Origin of the sequence: Candidatus Hepatobacter penaei, from assembly GCF_000742475.1 — a bacterium.
In the GTDB taxonomy this organism is placed as follows: Bacteria; Pseudomonadota; Alphaproteobacteria; order Holosporales; family Hepatobacteraceae; genus Hepatobacter; species Hepatobacter penaei.
Window position 1 is genome coordinate 224512 of sequence record NZ_JQAJ01000003.1, and the last position, 16102, is coordinate 240613.

The 16102-nt window shown below is 51.0% G+C and carries 11 protein-coding genes and 1 pseudogene; 7 read left to right on the forward strand and 5 right to left on the reverse strand.

The window, feature by feature from the left end; translation table 11 throughout:
• Nucleotides 1–2: 2 nt before the first annotated feature.
• From IG82_RS0105500 to IG82_RS0105515, 3 genes are all read left to right on the forward strand, one after another.
• Nucleotides 3–833 (forward strand): metal ABC transporter permease, encoded by an 831-nt coding sequence (locus IG82_RS0105500; protein ID WP_031934549.1) that lies wholly within the window; start codon nucleotides 3–5, stop codon nucleotides 831–833.
• Nucleotides 830–3976, forward strand: coding sequence for a S41 family peptidase (locus tag IG82_RS0105505; RefSeq protein WP_052545744.1), 3147 nt, complete (start codon nucleotides 830–832; stop codon nucleotides 3974–3976). The genes IG82_RS0105500 and IG82_RS0105505 overlap by 4 nt, the downstream gene beginning before the upstream one ends.
• A 295-nt stretch (nucleotides 3977–4271) precedes the next feature.
• A complete protein-coding gene (locus tag IG82_RS0105515; RefSeq protein WP_031934551.1) occupies nucleotides 4272–5669 on the forward strand; it encodes a hypothetical protein in 1398 nt (465 codons plus the stop codon).
• A 140-nt stretch (nucleotides 5670–5809) separates the two neighbouring features.
• Here IG82_RS0105515 and radA read toward each other — a convergent pair whose 3' ends face one another.
• Together radA and IG82_RS0105525 are read right to left on the reverse strand one after the other, a co-directional pair.
• Complete coding sequence (gene radA / locus IG82_RS0105520; RefSeq protein ID WP_031934552.1) at nucleotides 5810–7174, reverse strand: DNA repair protein RadA; 1365 nt, start codon at nucleotides 7172–7174, stop codon at nucleotides 5810–5812.
• A 110-nt stretch (nucleotides 7175–7284) separates the two neighbouring features.
• Nucleotides 7285–8385 carry a patatin-like phospholipase family protein gene (locus IG82_RS0105525; RefSeq protein WP_052545745.1) on the reverse strand — a complete coding sequence of 367 codons (1101 nt, stop codon included), beginning with the start codon at nucleotides 8383–8385 and terminating at the stop codon, nucleotides 7285–7287.
• Nucleotides 8386–8547: 162 nt separating this feature from the next.
• On the opposite strand from IG82_RS0105525, the gene dnaJ reads away from it, so the two are divergent.
• Nucleotides 8548–9714 (forward strand): molecular chaperone DnaJ, encoded by a 1167-nt coding sequence (gene dnaJ / locus IG82_RS0105530; RefSeq protein WP_031934554.1) that lies wholly within the window; start codon nucleotides 8548–8550, stop codon nucleotides 9712–9714.
• A gap of 87 nt (nucleotides 9715–9801) precedes the next feature.
• Here dnaJ and IG82_RS0105535 read toward each other — a convergent pair whose 3' ends face one another.
• From IG82_RS0105535 to IG82_RS0105545, 3 genes are all read right to left on the reverse strand, one after another.
• Nucleotides 9802–11046, reverse strand: coding sequence for a hypothetical protein (locus tag IG82_RS0105535; RefSeq protein WP_031934555.1), 1245 nt, complete (start codon nucleotides 11044–11046; stop codon nucleotides 9802–9804).
• A 59-nt stretch (nucleotides 11047–11105) separates the two neighbouring features.
• On the reverse strand, nucleotides 11106–11735 hold the full coding sequence (locus tag IG82_RS0105540; RefSeq protein ID WP_135958313.1) for a hypothetical protein: 630 nt from the start codon (nucleotides 11733–11735) through the stop codon (nucleotides 11106–11108).
• Between the two features lie 336 nt (nucleotides 11736–12071).
• Nucleotides 12072–13058 (reverse strand): CPBP family intramembrane glutamic endopeptidase, encoded by a 987-nt coding sequence (locus IG82_RS0105545; protein WP_156095404.1) that lies wholly within the window; start codon nucleotides 13056–13058, stop codon nucleotides 12072–12074.
• A gap of 189 nt (nucleotides 13059–13247) precedes the next feature.
• Between IG82_RS0105545 and IG82_RS0105550 the strand changes: the two genes are divergently transcribed.
• From IG82_RS0105550 to IG82_RS0105560, 3 genes and pseudogenes are all read left to right on the forward strand, one after another.
• On the forward strand, nucleotides 13248–13910 hold the full coding sequence (locus IG82_RS0105550; protein ID WP_031934558.1) for a phosphatidylserine decarboxylase: 663 nt from the start codon (nucleotides 13248–13250) through the stop codon (nucleotides 13908–13910).
• A 121-nt stretch (nucleotides 13911–14031) separates the two neighbouring features.
• A complete protein-coding gene (gene pdhA / locus IG82_RS0105555) occupies nucleotides 14032–15075 on the forward strand; it encodes a pyruvate dehydrogenase (acetyl-transferring) E1 component subunit alpha (RefSeq protein WP_031934559.1) in 1044 nt (347 codons plus the stop codon).
• A gap of 16 nt (nucleotides 15076–15091) precedes the next feature.
• Nucleotides 15092–16060 (forward strand): annotated as a pseudogene (locus IG82_RS0105560) (pyruvate dehydrogenase complex E1 component subunit beta); the annotation flags it as partial.
• Nucleotides 16061–16102 lie beyond the last annotated feature (42 nt).

Consider the following 16102-nt stretch of genomic DNA (forward strand, 5'->3'; position numbering starts at 1 on the left):
TTATGGCGTTTTCTCCTGCTTTCCTTATCACGCCATCGTTGTTAGCAGGTCTTTCTTTATCGCTCGTCGCAGGCCCTTTAGGGGCGCTCTTGGTGTGGCAGCGTATGGCTTATTTGGCGGACGCGTTGGCACATGCGGCCATTTTGGGAATGGTGTTTTCCTTTTGGATGCAGGTGCCGGCAGGATTGTCAGCTTTTCTCTTCTCTTGTGCCAGCGGCGCGCTGATCTGGCGGGGGCTTGCCCGTTTTCGCGGTCATGAAGACACGTTACTTATTCTTTTTTCTGGTGGCGCCATGTCTTTGGGGCTTTTTTTGATGACGCTGTGGGGGTTTTCGCGTGCCCACATCATGGGCTATCTTGCCGGTGATCTGGGCGCCATACAGCCAACAGAGAGCTGGATGGTCATGGGGTTTTGCCTAGGGCTGGCTGTGTTGCTCTTTGTGTTGCGGCGGCCGCTTCTCGCCGTGGTGGTGTCGCCTACGTTGGCTCAGATTGAGGGGCGCCCTGTGTCGTCTCTGTCCTTAGGCTTCTTGGTGACCACGTTTTTGTTTGTGCTTGTGGGTCTAAAGTGGGCTGGCTCTTTATTTATGGTGGTATGTATGGTGTGCCCGACCTTGATGGCGTCTTTCTGGGGGCGTACCCCTTATCATGTGATGATGGGGTCCTCTGTGTGTGGCGGGCTAAGTTTTATGCTTGGGTTTCACATTGTCAGCCTTTATCACACCCCGCTGGGGGCGTCTGTGGGGTTGGTGCTGGTGGGGGGCGTCGCTCTGAGTTGGGCGTTGGCACGTCTCTGGCCTGAAGGGGTCCAACAAAGAAAGGCAGCATTGTGAGCAGGGCCTCCTCCCTTCTTTTATCTGACCAGGGCCAAGCTTCTTTTGGTTATTACCAACATCCTGTGCTGGTGGGAGATCGTGTTTTTTTTGTGGCAGAGGGTGACCTTTGGCAAGCTGACATGGGCGCAAGTGGCATGGGTAAGGCCCAGCGTCTCACTTCATGTCAAGGCGCTATCACATCGCTGGCGATTCCACACCAGGGTGATGTGGCGTTTTATGCGGGCACCAACGAGGGCAATACCGAGCTTTACCAACTGTGCTTGTCATCTGGGGGTACACAACGTCTAACCTATCTTGGCGCACAGCTTGAGATTGTGGGTTGCACAGAGGCCGGGGATGTCATCGTGCGTTCTAACCACAAAACGGCCTTTGCGTGCCTCTTTCACCTCTATACCTTTGATCGAGCTTCTCAAACCTTACGCCTTATCGATGTGGGGCCGGCCAATTTTATCAGCACTGCTGGTGATGACACTGTGTTGGGCCGGCATGGTTATGGGTATGTCACGTGGAAGCGTTATCGCGGTGGCACGGCAGGTGAAATATGGGTGCAAAAAGGGTCATCGCCATGGCGACGTCTTTTTCCCGATCTGCGCAGCAATGTGTTGCGTCCCACATGCGTGGGCGGCCGTCTTTATTTTATGTCTGATCATGAGGGCATCGGTGCGCTTTATTCATCTACATTGGATGGTCAAGATCTGAAGCGCCACACGCATTTTGACGATTTTTATGTGCGCCACCTTTCCACAGACGGCACACGGCTTGTATATAGCAAGGGCGCAGATCTGTGGCTATTTGATCCGTCTACACAAAAAAATACCTGCATTTCTCCCCCCTTTGCCTCAGCGGGGATGGGTCGCACACGCGCGTTTGTGTCCGCCCAAAAAGATCTCTCCGCCTATGGGTTGAGCCCCAGTGGCCAGAAACTATGCCTTACAAGCCGGGGCCGTCTTTTCTGCGGCTCTCCGTTTGGTGGACCCATGATCCAGCTGGGTCAGCGGCATGGTGTTCGCTATCGGCTGGGCGTGTTTGTGGATGAAGATCACGTGATCGCCGTGCGTGATGAGGGCGCAAGAGAGGTGCTTGAAATCTTTGATGTGGGCACCCTTAAGGCCAGAGTCCTTCAGGGGGATTGGGGCCGCTTATTGTCTTTAACCCCATCTCCGCAAGGGCGTTTTGTGGTTGTTGCCAACCACACCCATGCATTGCTGAAGGTCGACCTCAAGACAGGGAAGGTGCACACCATTGACCAAAGCGCCTTTGGCGTTTATGCCGGCGTGAGCGTGTCGTTTGATGATACGTTTATTGCTTATGGGTTTGCGCGTTCTCATAAAATCCACGTGATTAAAATTTTCTCCGCCAAGACAGGAAAAACGGTGGAGGCGACACACCCGGTGCTGGGGGATGTGCATCCGGTGTTTGATCCTAAGGGCCGTTATCTTTATTTTTTATCCTGTCAAACCTATCGACCTGATGAGGTTGTCTATCAGCCTTGTTTGATCACCTTGTCTTCTGCGCTGACTTCACCCTTGATTTTGCCGGAGGAAAGCCTTGAGGAAGGCAAGGAAACCAAAGAAAGCGATAAGAAGAAAAAAACACCTTCGGTTGTCATTGACGTTAACAACATCCAATCGCGCACGTTGGCGTTGCCCATGGAGGCTTCGCATTTTGTGGGTGCTGCCGCTACCTCAGAAAAGGTTCTTTTTTTTAAGGATAAGGCGCCGCACAAGGCGGATAAAAAAAGTGAGGGCTTAAGCATTGTGACGTTTGACATGGCGCAACTCAAGGAAGAGGTGCTTTATGAGGGCGTTTTATATGCTGATCTGGCGCGTATGGGTGAGTGGTATGTTTTGTGCGACACGCAGGGGCGTTTGCGTGTGCTGCGGGTGTCAGAAAAGCCCGATGATGACGATACATCCTTTCGTGCGGGGGGGTGGTTTGATTTTGATCGCACCCTTTTTGAAGTGATTCCCCATGAAGAGTGGCGCTTTATGTTCACAGAAGCCTGGCGTCTTCAAAAAGATTTGTTTTGGTCTGAGGACATGGCAGGCACAGATTGGCAAGGGATCTATCACCGCTATGTGTCGCTGATCGACCGTGTGCACACACCTGCAGAGCTCATGGATCTCATTAGCGAAATGCAAGGCGAGCTGGGCGTTTCTCATGCCTACACCTGGGGATATGATGCAGGGCATGGTCCTTCTCATAGGCAAGGTCTTTTGGGGGGAGATCTTCACTATGATCACACTCATGACGTGTGGCGCTTTGTTGTGCTGGGGGATGGCTCGGGCGCAGAAGAAGAATCACGTGCCCCCCTCAAGGCGCCGGGGCTGAATCTCGCAGCGGGGGATGCCTTATTGGCAATTGATGGTCAGTGCCTCTCTAAGGACGTTTCGCCTGATCATCTGCTGGTGGGCAAGGCTGATGCCTGGGTGGCTCTCTGTGTGCGGCCCAAGGGGAAGAAAACCCCCCGCACGGTTTGGGTCAAACCAGTGGCCGATAGTCATGTATTAGCCTATCGCGCCTTTGTGGAGGAAAAAAGAGCGTTTGTGCACAAAGCGTCTAAGGGCAAGGTGGGTTATCTTCACATTCCCGATATGAGCGAATGGGGGTTGCAAGAGTTTTATAAGGCCTATGCTCACGAATTTGATCGCGAAGCCCTGATTCTTGATGTGCGGTTTAATCGCGGGGGGATGGTGTCCAGCGACATCTTGTCTCAATTGATGCACAAGCGTTTAGGGTATGACCAGAGTCGTCACGAAGGTCGTGTGCCATATATGTTGGACGCTCCCCGTGGGCCCATGGTGGCCTTGTGCAATGAATATACGGCCTCAGATGGCGATATGTTCGCCCACAGCTTCAAGCTATTGGGGTTGGGGCCCCTTATTGGGAAGAGAACCTGGGGCGGGGTGATTGGCATTTTCCCTAAACACCCGTTGTTGGATGGCTCATGGACATCACAGCCTGAATATGCCTTTTGGTTTCATGATATTGGTTGGCGCTTAGAGAACAAAGGCGCTGAACCTGACATTGTGGTGGATACCCCGCCTGCATCTCATGGGCGAGACCTTCAGCTTGAACGGGGCATTGCTGAGGCCATGAAACGTATCAAGAAGCATGAACAAAACGATGGGTGCCAATAATGTCATCTAAAAGAGGTTCGGATATCTTCCGCCTGAAAAAATATTTTTCAATCCTTTGGGAAAAAAGTGTTTAAAACCCATGCCTTGAACGCATGAAATAGAAAGATTTCCTCTTTCTTTATAAAAGGTTCCCTATACTTTTTGCAGAAGCCGTAAGACTCTTTTTGGTCTTCTGTCTTTTCTTGTTTTTTCTCTTTTTTTGTCAATTTATTAAAAAGTTGTTGTTTTTTTCTAGTGTATTTGTCACTTTATCAAAAAATGCGTTTTGTGCACAGGTATAGGATTACGTTCTTTTATGAAAAAAATATACGTTGCCGTTGTTTCTGTTTTTATGGGGCTGTCTGTGGGGCCGGTGTGGGCCAAGAAGGACACATCTCCAGTGAAGCGGACGCTTTCGTTTAGCTCAGGCTATCTCACCAATTCTTCAGGGTTGACGTATGCAAACAGTAACCGGGCGTTGTCAAACTTTTATGACGAGATTGGCATGGCCTATGGCGCGGGGTTTGATGCCGTGGCCGACACAGGCTGGGGCAGCCGCAACCGTGGATGGTTGGCCCTTTTAAACCTCATTCCTAACAGTATCGTCACGTATGTTCAAGGCACGGGCTATCATGAGTTTGGTCACTATTCACGCTTTAAGGCCTATGGGTATAGCCCTGTTTTTGCCAATGATCGTTACGCAAGCCAGGATCCTAGGCGCCGTACGGAAGGGTTTAAAAACCCCTTCACTTACACACTTTATCTCTTTACAAGGCCGGGTGCCGGTGCCGCCACCTATCAAGGCAAACCATTGTGGTTCGCGAAAGGAGCCTTGCTTGATGGTGTCGATGAAGCCACACAACAAGCCATGGAAAACGCCCTCAGAACAGGCGGCTATGCAGGTTTAGAAGCGTATATGATTGCGAATGCTGGTAACCCCAGTGTTGTCAATGTTGTGAGGAACCAGTTTGATAAGGAGATTATCATCTCTGCTGCGGGTGTCAACAACGCCATGCGCCTTTCGGGCGATTTGGTGGATCGTGCACGTCGAGGGGACGGCCACATCACCGATACTTTCATGTATATAGATGGACGGTTACAGTCACTGATGTACCCAAGCGAAGAGGGGGAACCCAATGCCTCTGCGGGCAATGATATGGACAGCTTGGTGGCCAGCTATCGCCTTAAAGAGTTTTCCATTCGCAAGTCCGATTTTAACACCGCCAATACGATTGCCTTGTTTTGCAGCTCTTCCACCTATGCTTATATGCTGGGGTGGTACCACTTTGTGGACAACGGCAACACGCGGGTCACACCGTTTACCTGGGGTGGGGTTTATGCACCGGATGTTGAAGCCTATCTCTTAGCGGAAGGTATTTCCTACAAGATCAAAACAGGCTATGCGGTGAACGATGTGTTGTCTTTCCCGGTGTCTGTAGAGTTTGTGAGTAAGGGCAAAAAAGGCGCAGAAGCCAGTGTGGGTGCGTGTTATCGCTTTGAGGCCTTGGGCAATATTGAGCTTTCGGGCAACGTGTTGTTTGGCCGCAAGTTGGGGGGAGATGTGCGTGTGCATGTGCCCGTGGATCGCTTCTTTGTGGAAGGCGTGGTGGAAAGCATGCACCAAAAAAGCTTCTATGGTCAGCGCAATATCCCCACCCTGAAGAAGAGCGTGCGCAGCACGGCCTTTCTTGTGCGGGCTGGCATCACCTATTAACCACAAGAAAAAAGAGGCGCGGGGGCTTCCTCATACCGCGCCGCCTCACTATACCAACCCCTCTTGCAAAGGCATTTCTATGCTGTCATAAGGGGGGTGAAAACAAGGATTCTTACCTTAAAAAAATCTCCTGCAACAAGCTAGGCTAGGCTCTCGATCCACTGAATCAGGTCTTTGATGTGCGTGATGGGTGTGCGGCGCAGGCCTTCTTTGGGGGGCGTGGAGGAAGCTGTCTTCTTTTTCTTGCTCACGGGCATCAGGGCTTGGGTGAAGCCCAATTTGGCGGCTTCTTTGAGACGCGCTTCCATTTGCGTTACAGGACGCACATCGCCGGAAAGGCTGAGCTCGCCAAAAATCACCACATCATTGGGCAGCGGTGTTTTTTTGATGCACGAAATCAGCGCAGCGGCTACGGCCAAATCAGCTGCAGGCTCACTCAGTTTAAGGCCGCCCACCACACTGAGATAAATGTCTTTCTGGCTTAAATGAAGGCCAGCCCTGGTTTCCAAAATGGCCACCACCATAGATAGGCGACCATGATCCCACCCCACTACCGAGCGACGGGGCGACGGCAGGTAAGACGGTGAGGCCAGCGTTTGGATTTCAGCCAAAAGCGGCCGGGTGCCCTCAATGCCGGGGAAAACCACAGAACCCGTGGCATTTTGGTCACGGTGGCTCAAAAAAAGCGCGGAAGGATTGGGTACTTCATGCAGACCTGTTTCCGTCATATCAAAAACGCCCAGCTCATCACTGGGTCCAAACCTATTTTTCTGGGCGCGCAAGATGCGAAACGGATGGCCGCGCTCCCCCTCAAAGTAAAGCACCGTATCCACCATGTGTTCAAGCAATTTGGGCCCCGCCAAGGCGCCGTCTTTTGTGACATGTCCCACCAAAATAAGAATGACACCATATTTTTTGGCTGCGCGGATCAATTCGTGAGAAGCGCTTCGAATTTGACTGACCGTGCCAGGCGGCGCATCATTATGCATGAGGCTCATGGTTTGAATCGAATCCACAACGGCCAAGGCCAGGTGCTCTTGCTCAAGCGATTGAATCACTTCTTCCACATAGGTGCTGGAGGCCAGCTTAAGCGGGGCATCAGAAAGTCCTAAACGTTGGCTCCGCATGCGTACCTGATCAAGCCCTTCTTCGCCGGAAATATAGCCGCACGGTAGCTCGCGGGACAAAGCCGCTGACACTTGAAGCAAAAGGGTGGATTTGCCAATGCCGGGGTCACCACCTAATAAGACAACACTGCCCGGCACAAGACCGCCACCGCAAACACGGTCAAACTCTTGAATATGTGTGCACATGCGCTGTAAAGGGTTTTGGGCCGTTTCTTTGAGGGAAGTGAAATGAAGCCTGGGCCCTTTTTTCTTGGTTTTGCTGATATCCGCCGTTTCTTCTACAAAGCTGTTCCACATGCCGCACCCTTCGCAGCGGCCCGCCCATTTAGGTGCAATAAAACCACAGCTTTGACACACATATTGCTTGGAGGCACCCATGACGTCTTTCTTTGACTCGACCAAAAAGCTCTATTCTACTCTGTTGAGAGGAAAAATCCAATCTTTTGCACTTTAGCGCTATGCCAGGCTCGGTTTTTGGGGGGGCGGTGCTAACTCATAGCGGTGTCTGCCGATTCTGCCACAAATTCTTTGTGTAAATTGGTGGAATGACATCGGCCGATGGCATCATAGTTTTTCTCAATCCAGGCTTTGCCCGATTTGCGTCCCTCTTCAAACAGAAAATGAATAAACCCCCAGTCTGGGTTAAGCGCGCTTGAGAGGTCAAGGTCATTAAAAAGACTTTCGTTTCGCACCAAGTGCATATTGAGACGCTTCATGGTACCTTCTTGGATGATGCCTTTTTGCATCAAGTCACCCACAAAATCAATCATGCGCATTTCACGCATCAGACAGGCGTTATAGGTGATTTCCTTGTGCCGCTCGATCACCTCATGGGCCGTGAGGGGTAGGCGCTTGCGATTCATCACCGTGAGCTGGATCACCATAATATCAGGGGTGTCACATGAATAGATGAGGGGATAAATGGCCGGGTTGCCCACAAATCCACCGTCCCAATAATTCTCGCCATCCACTTCCACGGCATGAAACAAAAAAGGCAAGCACGCGGAGGCTAACATTTTCTGGGGCGTGAGGGTGTCGAGTGTAAACAGCTTAAGCTTGCCCGTGTTCACATGGGTGGCGCACAAAAAAAGTTTCAGCTCTTTGGCAGAGCGGAGCAGCTCAAAATCAAAAAACGCTTCCACCATATCCCGCAAAATGTTGATGTTGAGCGGGTTGGTTTGATAGGGGGAGAACACATTTTGCATCAAGCTTGAAAAAAAGCGAAAGGGATCAAACTGCGGGGTGCGCATATCCAGAGATTGGGGAAAAAAAGCCCTGTGATAGGGGCTGAAGAGGCCGCCATCCGCAATTTTTTGCCAAAAGCGCCTCATTTCTTGGCGCCCTCCTTCAAGGCCTCCGCGCAGCAACCCTTGAGCCAAGGCCACAGCATTCATGCCGCCTGCAGAGGTGCCGCTCAAGCCTTCAATATCAAGGCGCCCATCTTCCAGCAAGCTGTCCAAAACGCCCCAGGTAAACGCTCCATGAGATCCGCCCCCTTGAAGCGCAATGGCAATTTTTTTGCGGGGCTGACCTTTATCACCCACGTTGCCGGTTTGTTGTGTTTGCTTTTTTTCTTCGGAAGCCGCCATGAAGGCACATCATACATCGTTCATATTCATGTTTATGCATAACGGGAGATGTAAAATTTTAAGTAAAAATCTGTGATGATATTGTGGATTTACATTGTAGCGGGATCTTTTATAATTTTTCTATGCAAAAAGAAATGAACGTTAGGTTGGTGGAAAGCGGCGATGTCAAGACAAGACTATTATGATGTACTTGGTGTGCAAAAGGGGGCCTCAGATGCCCAAATCAAAAGTGCATACCGGAAACTGGCGCTGAAACATCATCCTGATAAAAACAAGGGAGACAAAGCGGCAGAAGCCAAGTTTAAGGCGATCTCTGAGGCCTATGAAGTGCTGAAAGATAAGCAAAAGCGGGCGGCTTATGACCAAATGGGTCACCGTGCCTTTGAAGGCGGCATGGGCGGCGGTACAGGCGGCTTTGATCAAGGCGGGTTTAACTTCAACTTCAAATCCGGGGGGGCTGGGTTTGATATTTTTGAAGACATTTTTGAAGATTTTATGGGCGCCGGTGGCCGTGGTCAGCGAGGCGGGGGGCGTCGCCGCAGCGCTGAGGTGCGCGGCTCTGATTTGCGCTTTGATATGGAAATTTCGCTGGAAGAAGCTTTTAAGGGCCTGAAAACAGAAATTTCTATTCCCACATGGGTGGCGTGTGATACATGTCGTGGCACAGGTTCTGCCGGCGGCAAGCCGCCCAGCGTGTGCGGGGGATGTCAGGGGCAAGGCACCGTCACGGCGCGGCAAGGCTTTTTTGTGGTGGAACAGCCCTGCGGCCAGTGTCACGGCACGGGCCAAAAAATTGAAGATCCGTGTCGCACCTGTGGCGGGGAAGGGCGCAAGCGGCACAAATCCACCATTATGGTATCTATTCCTGCAGGCATTGAGTCAGAATCGCGGGTGCGCATTGCCGGCAAAGGTGAAGCGGGCGTGCGTGGGGGGAGCCCTGGAGATCTGTATATCTTTGTGACCATCCGTCCTCACCCATTGTTTCAACGTGAGGGGCGCGACATTCATTTTCAAGCACCCATTTCTATGGTGAAGGCTGCGCTGGGGGGATCGTTAGAGGTGCCCACCATTGATGGCAGCCGTGTGCGCGTCACCATCCCGGAAGGCACACAATCAGGGCATCGTCTGCGGGTACGCATGAAGGGTATGAGTATGCTTAAAAGCACGTTGCGTGGTGATCTTTATGTACAAACCATGGTGGAAACGCCGCAAAACTTGAGCACGGAAGAAAAAGACCTGCTGCGCGCCTTTGAAAAAAAGACTGATGAACGCAAGGCCCAACCCATGGTGGCCAAATTTCTGGACAAGATTGCGTCCTTTTTCCGTTAACGCCTCCCGCTAACTTCCTTGTTCTCGTTCAACAGACGTGGTGCGCATGATGGAGAAGAGGGTCTTTTTGTTGCCTTTGGCCGTCACTCAGTTCTGATCGCCTGGCACGCTCTTAGGGGGCGCGTTTGTGGTTTTTTTCTCGTTTTTCATGCATTTTTCCACAATTTCCTCAATACGACGTATGCCTTCATAACGATTGGGGGGGCTATCTTCTATCAGGATGCTTATGCCCTTGTCTTTTAGCATGCTCATGGCAGAGGGTTGTCCTGGATAGGCCATTTTTGTCTCAACGAAGGTACGAAGGTTTGTTTTGATGAGGCTGATAGAATGGGCGTGGGTGTTTGTGTGGAGCCATGTCAAAAAGGCGAGCCTTTTCCCCTTGTCAATATGCCAGGTGTTTGTGAAGTCAAGAAACACCGCTTTTCTAGGATCGTGTTCATAGTCTTTGAGATTCTCCTCTGAAAACCCTGTTAAGAAATGGTCCATGGCTTTTTCGACACGTTCTTTCCGACTGTTTTTAAAGTCAAGGGCACATCTTTGCTGATCCACAGAAAAGCTGGCTATGATATTGAAGAAGGTGGTATGACTTTTATGTCTGCCTATATGGGCAAGATAGGCTCTTACACAATCGCCCACAGCATCTGCATCAGGTGTGGGAGGCGGGTCAGCAAAAACATCGATGCCCTTGTCGTGAACAAGAAAGTCATAGAGAGATGCGCTGTGTAGATGGCCTCCTTCATCAAAGCTGTCAACGATATCTTCTGCCAACAGGGTAAGAACAGGGGGCGCTACTTTGATCATACAGAGGTTATGCCGTTGGCGCGTTGAGGCCATGGCCAGAAAAAGATCAAGCACGTTGTTTTTTTGTGCGGGGTCTGTGAGGTGCGGGTTTGCAGATAGATCGCATAGATGACACTGAGAAATCTTTTGCGTCCACTCTGTCCATGTCCTCATGGCATGCATCTCAGCAAAATCACGGGCAATGATCACGGGCTTTTTTCCTTTGATTATACAGCGCCCTACTTGCTGGCCTTTTATCATGTCATTCCAAACGCTGTGTGAAGGTTCGTGTGCTAATTTTTCGGCAATAAGGGTTTGTATCGCGTTTGAGGGGGTGTCTGTGGGTGTTGGTTCCTCTTTTTTGCGCTTGGGCTTAGAGGCAGGGGCGAGGCGCGCTGAGGGGGTAAATGCCTCTTGATCAGACGTTCGTTTGGGGACAGCTACCCGGTCAAAAGCCGCAGCTAAATTTCTTTGAGCCGTAGGTGGTGCAAAAAGTGGATGTGCAAGTGCCCAACACACACACACAGAAACGAACACACCATAAAAAGACATCCACATTACCTTTTCTCCATCGCACCATTCACATATCCACTCATCCCTAGCGTCGTCGCTTAATTGCTTTCCCACCCATCTTCATTCTTGGCTCTCTTAGAGGCAGAAGCAGGCCCAGCTGATTGCTCTTTTCTTTTGGAGGGGGGCGTGCGATCAGACGATGAATCAAAGTTGGGTTTGTAACGTGGCGTAGGTCGAGGCTCATCAGAGGGACTATGGATTGGCAAAGCAACATTTGAAGGTATGCTGTCTGCATCAGGGGACGCCATCATGTGGCCGACGCTTAAGGGGTTGGGTGACGGATACACAGGGCCATCACCACGGGCCTCATCTATCTTGAGAAACATCTGTCTCCTCAAAGGCTTTTTTTGAGGGGAGGGCGAACCCCCTGCGGCTTCGTCATCGTTTTCTGAGCCTTCTGCTTGAAGGAAGGAGTTGGTCAGACTCTCACCAGCAGCGCCTGCCTCTTCTGTTGCCTCATCCTTTGCTGTGCTTGTGGCTGAGGATAAGGAGGAGTCGGTTGCTTTCCTTGCAGGTTTTTGTGGCGTTCGTGGCGTTGTTGACGAAGCTGTGGCTGTGTGTGGAGGCGAAGCGTCTAAATCCACATTACGGGCGGGGCAAGAGGGACCGGCCATTAGCATGGTGCTGGCCCCTAAACATAAAGACACAAAAAGAGACACGTTTTTCACACAAAACCCTTTTATTTTCAATAAGTTAATGATCTCTGTTGTGCCTTTTTGTTGACTAAATGTCAATATAAGATCGATACATTATATCGAAAATAAAATTTCTTTAAATTCAAGAAGAAAATGATTTTTTTATGTAAAAAAATGATAAGTTTATCGTTTTTTTATTATCTAAGATTTTAATGAATATCTAGAAAAAATAAATCTATCTACGTGTCAGCTCTTGCCAAAGTGTGCGCTGCGAAAAAGCACGATGCCGGGGCGGACCTTCACACGCACATGGTGGTGGCCGCGGGCTTGGGTATGGGTCCCTTGGGGCGCAAGGATGCTTCCTGCCCGTTAAGAGGGTTTGGCAAAAGGGTAGGTGAATAACAACACATGCAATATGTTGAAAACGGCATGGGCGATGATAGAGGTTTCAAGGCGCCTGGTGCGGTGATAGGCCCAGCCATAAGCCAAGCTGGCAACACAGGCCATGGACGCATAGCCGTGATGAGGGAGGTGAGCCAGCCCAAAAATGGCGCTGGTAAGCACCAAGGCCCACCCCCAAGAGAGGTGATAACGCATCAATGCTTGGGTCAAAAACGTTTGGAGAAAAAGGCGGTAAAACACCTCTTCACTCAAGCTAGTCCACAAAACGTTTTTGAAGAGCCATAGGGGGAAATAGGTCGGCACTCCTGGCGCGAAGGCCACCACTTGAAACCACAAGGCCGGGGCCAGTAAAGCTCCTGCAAGCACAAGGCTGGTGCTGCCGCCCACAAATAAGCTCTGCTGCCAGATGGGCCATGATGCCCTTTCAAACAGGCATAGGTATAAAATAAACAAACTCACCACCACGCCCTCTGGCATAAAACACAAACAATAGGCTGTGGATTGCGGTTTGATGGCAAGTGGGGGCAAGCTGAGCACAGGCTGAATTCCTGAAAATGTATGCTTCATGAGAAAAAAACCTAAGAGGCTGGCCAGCATTCCCCAAAGCAGTTTTTGGCTTGATGTGCGTGCATGGCGATAAAACATCCACAAAAAGGCTCCTTCGACCAGCAGGCCATAAGGGCCTAGCCCTCCGTGGGTTCCCATCCAGACAAACCATCCCTTAAGGGTGCCCATAAGAAAGATCACCCCAAGGCACACGCGAATCTTTGACCGCCACGGCGTGAAAAAAGGCAGCAGCACGCCCAGAAACGCTGCAGGGCTTGTGTAATAAAGGGCGGCCACAGCGTAGAAGCTGGCGATCTTCAGCGAGGAGATAAAGCGGTCCAGGGCTTGGTGGAAGGATCTGAGGAAAGGGGTTAGAAAAACGATACTTGTGGCGCTTATGGTTGACATCAACGTGGATCTCGGCTTGAGTGGTTATTTTTGGGTAATGACCTTGACAGTGATTACATGCTCAGAAAATCAATTCTTTGCAGAGAATACGCCTCTAAGGTTTCATATAGTTGAAAACTTAGATAGATTTTTATCTATACGCGCAGCCCATAGGCGCTGCCAAAGAAGAGAGAAGGATCGAGGTTGGTTATGATGCTTTCGTGGGGACCTTTGAAGGGACGTATTCATCCAGCGGGCTGGTCTTTTATAACCTTAGGGGCGGGGCTGAGTATTCTGTTTTTGTTTGTGTGGCCTGTGGTGGGTGTTTTGGCCCTGGTGCTCACCTTGGGATGTGCTGCTTTTTTTCGTGACCCTGAGCGTGTAGGTCCAAAGAGCACGCAGGCCATTGTCAGCCCCGCTGATGGTGTGTTGGTGGATATCTGCCATGCCAAACCTCCTGCGGAAGTGGGTCGGTACCGTGAAGGGAATTGGGTGCGCCTTAGCATTTTTCTCAGCCTTTTTGATGCACACGTGACGCGCATGCCGCAAAAAGGACGTGTGTTGATGACCACCTATCACAAGGGGCAGTTTTTTAATGCCTCTCTAGACAAAGCCAGTCAGAAAAATGAACGCAACACCGTGGTGCTGGAGGCAGAAGGCACCACCATGATGATCACACAAATTGCAGGCCTGATTGCGCGGCGTATTGTGTGCGATGTGTCAATTGGTGATCAGGTTATGCGGGGGCAAGCTTTTGGCATCATTCGCTTTGGGAGCCGTGTTGACGTGTATTTGCCAGATGATGTAGAAATTTTTGTTCAAAAAGGGCAAAAAATGGTTTCAGGAGAAACGGTGCTCGCCAAAAGAGCATGAAACACCACAGGCTTCCTTTATAGGCTGAAGGCTTGCTTCAGCCCCTTGACTTGCCTCTTGGTTAGATATTCGGTAATGATCAAAGGAAGTTGTTTGTTTATTAGCCTGTCTTTGGCATTCTATGATGAGATCACCCCTTAAGGAGGCCATTTTGCGTAGCGAAAAAACGCGCCTGTCTTCAGCGCGCGCCCAAAATGCACCGTCGCTGGATATATTGCATCGTTTGTATCAAAAGATGCTTTTGATTCGGCGCTTTGAAGAGCGAGCCGGGCAATTGTATGGCCAAGGATCGATCGGTGGGTTTTGTCACCTTTATATTGGCCAAGAGGCCATCGCCGTGGGCACGTATGAAGCGAAAGAAGCGCAAGACACGATGGTTACGGCCTATCGGGATCATGGGCATATGTTGGTGTCAGGCATGGACCCACGTTTTGTGATGGCAGAACTTACCGGCAAAGCCGCGGGCAGCTCGCAAGGCAAGGGGGGGTCGATGCACATGTTTGATCCTGAGAAAGGCTTTTTGGGTGGGCATGGCATTGTGGGTGCGCAGGTGCCGCTGGGCACCGGCGTGGCGTTTGCCCATCAATATTTGAACAAAGACGCGGTGAGCCTTGTGTTTTTGGGTGATGGCGCGGCCAATCAGGGGCAAGTGTATGAGGCCTTTAACATGGCTTCCTTGTGGCGTCTGCCTGTGCTTTACATCATCGAAAATAACCGTTACGCCATGGGCACATCCGTGGAGCGAGCCTGCGCTAACAGTGAGGACCTTTATAGGCGGGGTGAGCCATGGGGCATTCCTGGCCAAAAAGTCAATGGCATGGATGTGTTGGAAGTGATAGAGGCCACCCGTTCTGCTCTGGCTCAGGTGCGCACGGGCCAGCCGATGTTGCTTGAGATGACCACCTATCGTTATCGGGGGCATTCCATGTCAGATCCTGCCTTGTATCGCACCAAGGAAGAGGTGGACAATGTCAAAACGAATGAAGATCCCCTGCTGTTTCTCAAAGAGCTCATCTTAACCCAGGGGCAAGGCGAAGAAGAGCCTCTGAAAACCATTGAAAAAGAGGTCAAAGAGATTGTGCTAGATGCTGTGGCCTTCGCAAAAGAGGCGCCCTTGCCGGATGATGCTGCACTTTACACAGACGTGATTAAGGAGGAGGCATAAAATGGCAGAGCTGGCGATTAGAGACGCGTTAAGAGACGCCATGGCCGAAGAAATGCGCCAAGACAGCCGTGTGTTTTTGATGGGCGAAGAGGTGGCGGAATATCAAGGGGCCTATAAAGTGAGCCGCGGCCTTTTAGAAGAATTTGGCCCTAAGCGCGTGGTGGATACCCCCATCACCGAAAGCGGGTTTGCAGGCCTGGGTGTGGGTGCAGCGATTGCAGGCCTGAGGCCGATTGTAGAGTTTATGACCTTCAATTTTGCCATGCAGGCCATTGACCATATCATTAACTCTGCGGCCAAAACCCATTATATGTCGGGGGGGCTCATGTCGTGTCCTATTGTGTTTCGTGGGCCTAATGGCTCAGCGGTGCAGGTGGGTGCGCAACATACGCAGTGTTTTGCCAGCTGGTATGCGCATTGCCCGGGATTGCGTGTGATTGCGCCTTATGATGCCGCCTCTGCCAAGGGCTTGCTCAAAGCGGCTATCCGTGACCCTAACCCGGTGGTGTTTTTAGAGCATGAATGCCTTTATGGCCACACTTTTGAGGTTGAGCCTGACAATGATAATGTGTTGCCCATTGGCCAAGCCCACGTGGCACGCGTTGGTCATGATGTGACGATTACGGCTTTTTCTTATGGCATGCTGTTGGCCACGCAGGCGTCCGAAGCGTTGGCAGAAAAAGGCATTCAGGCGGAGGTGATTGATTTGCGGACACTAAGGCCTTTGGATCGCGACACCATTCTCAACTCCGTGCGCAAGACCAACCGCCTTGTGAGCGTGGAAATGGGCTGGCCTCAGGGGGGTGTGGGCGCAGAGATTCATGCCATACTGAACGAAGAAGCCTTTGATGATCTCGACGCACCGCCTGTGCGTGTGACGGGCGTTGATGTGCCCATGCCTTATGCCACAAACTTGGAAGCGTTGGCCTTGCCTTGCGTTCAACAAATTGTTGAGGCCTGTTTGAAGGTGTGTTACAGAACGTAAGTAACGGTGATATCAGGCGCGCCTGTTAGGTGTGCGTTTTTT

Bases quoted from the DNA above. Each gene is read 5' to 3' on its own strand.
- IG82_RS0105550 (WP_031934558.1), top strand. From the start codon at position 13,248: ATGATGCTTTCGTGGGGACCTTTGAAGGGACGTATTCATCCAGCGGGC.
- IG82_RS0105535 (WP_031934555.1), bottom strand. From the start codon at position 11,046: ATGTCTTTTTATGGTGTGTTCGTTTCTGTGTGTGTGTGTTGGGCACTT.
- dnaJ (WP_031934554.1), top strand. From the start codon at position 8,548: ATGTCAAGACAAGACTATTATGATGTACTTGGTGTGCAAAAGGGGGCC.
- pdhA (WP_031934559.1), top strand. From the start codon at position 14,032: ATGATGAGATCACCCCTTAAGGAGGCCATTTTGCGTAGCGAAAAAACG.
- IG82_RS0105500 (WP_031934549.1), top strand. From the start codon at position 3: ATGGCGTTTTCTCCTGCTTTCCTTATCACGCCATCGTTGTTAGCAGGT.
- IG82_RS0105525 (WP_052545745.1), bottom strand. From the start codon at position 8,385: ATGGCGGCTTCCGAAGAAAAAAAGCAAACACAACAAACCGGCAACGTG.
- radA (WP_031934552.1), bottom strand. From the start codon at position 7,174: ATGGGTGCCTCCAAGCAATATGTGTGTCAAAGCTGTGGTTTTATTGCA.
- IG82_RS0105545 (WP_156095404.1), bottom strand. From the start codon at position 13,058: ATGTCAACCATAAGCGCCACAAGTATCGTTTTTCTAACCCCTTTCCTC.
- IG82_RS0105515 (WP_031934551.1), top strand. From the start codon at position 4,272: ATGAAAAAAATATACGTTGCCGTTGTTTCTGTTTTTATGGGGCTGTCT.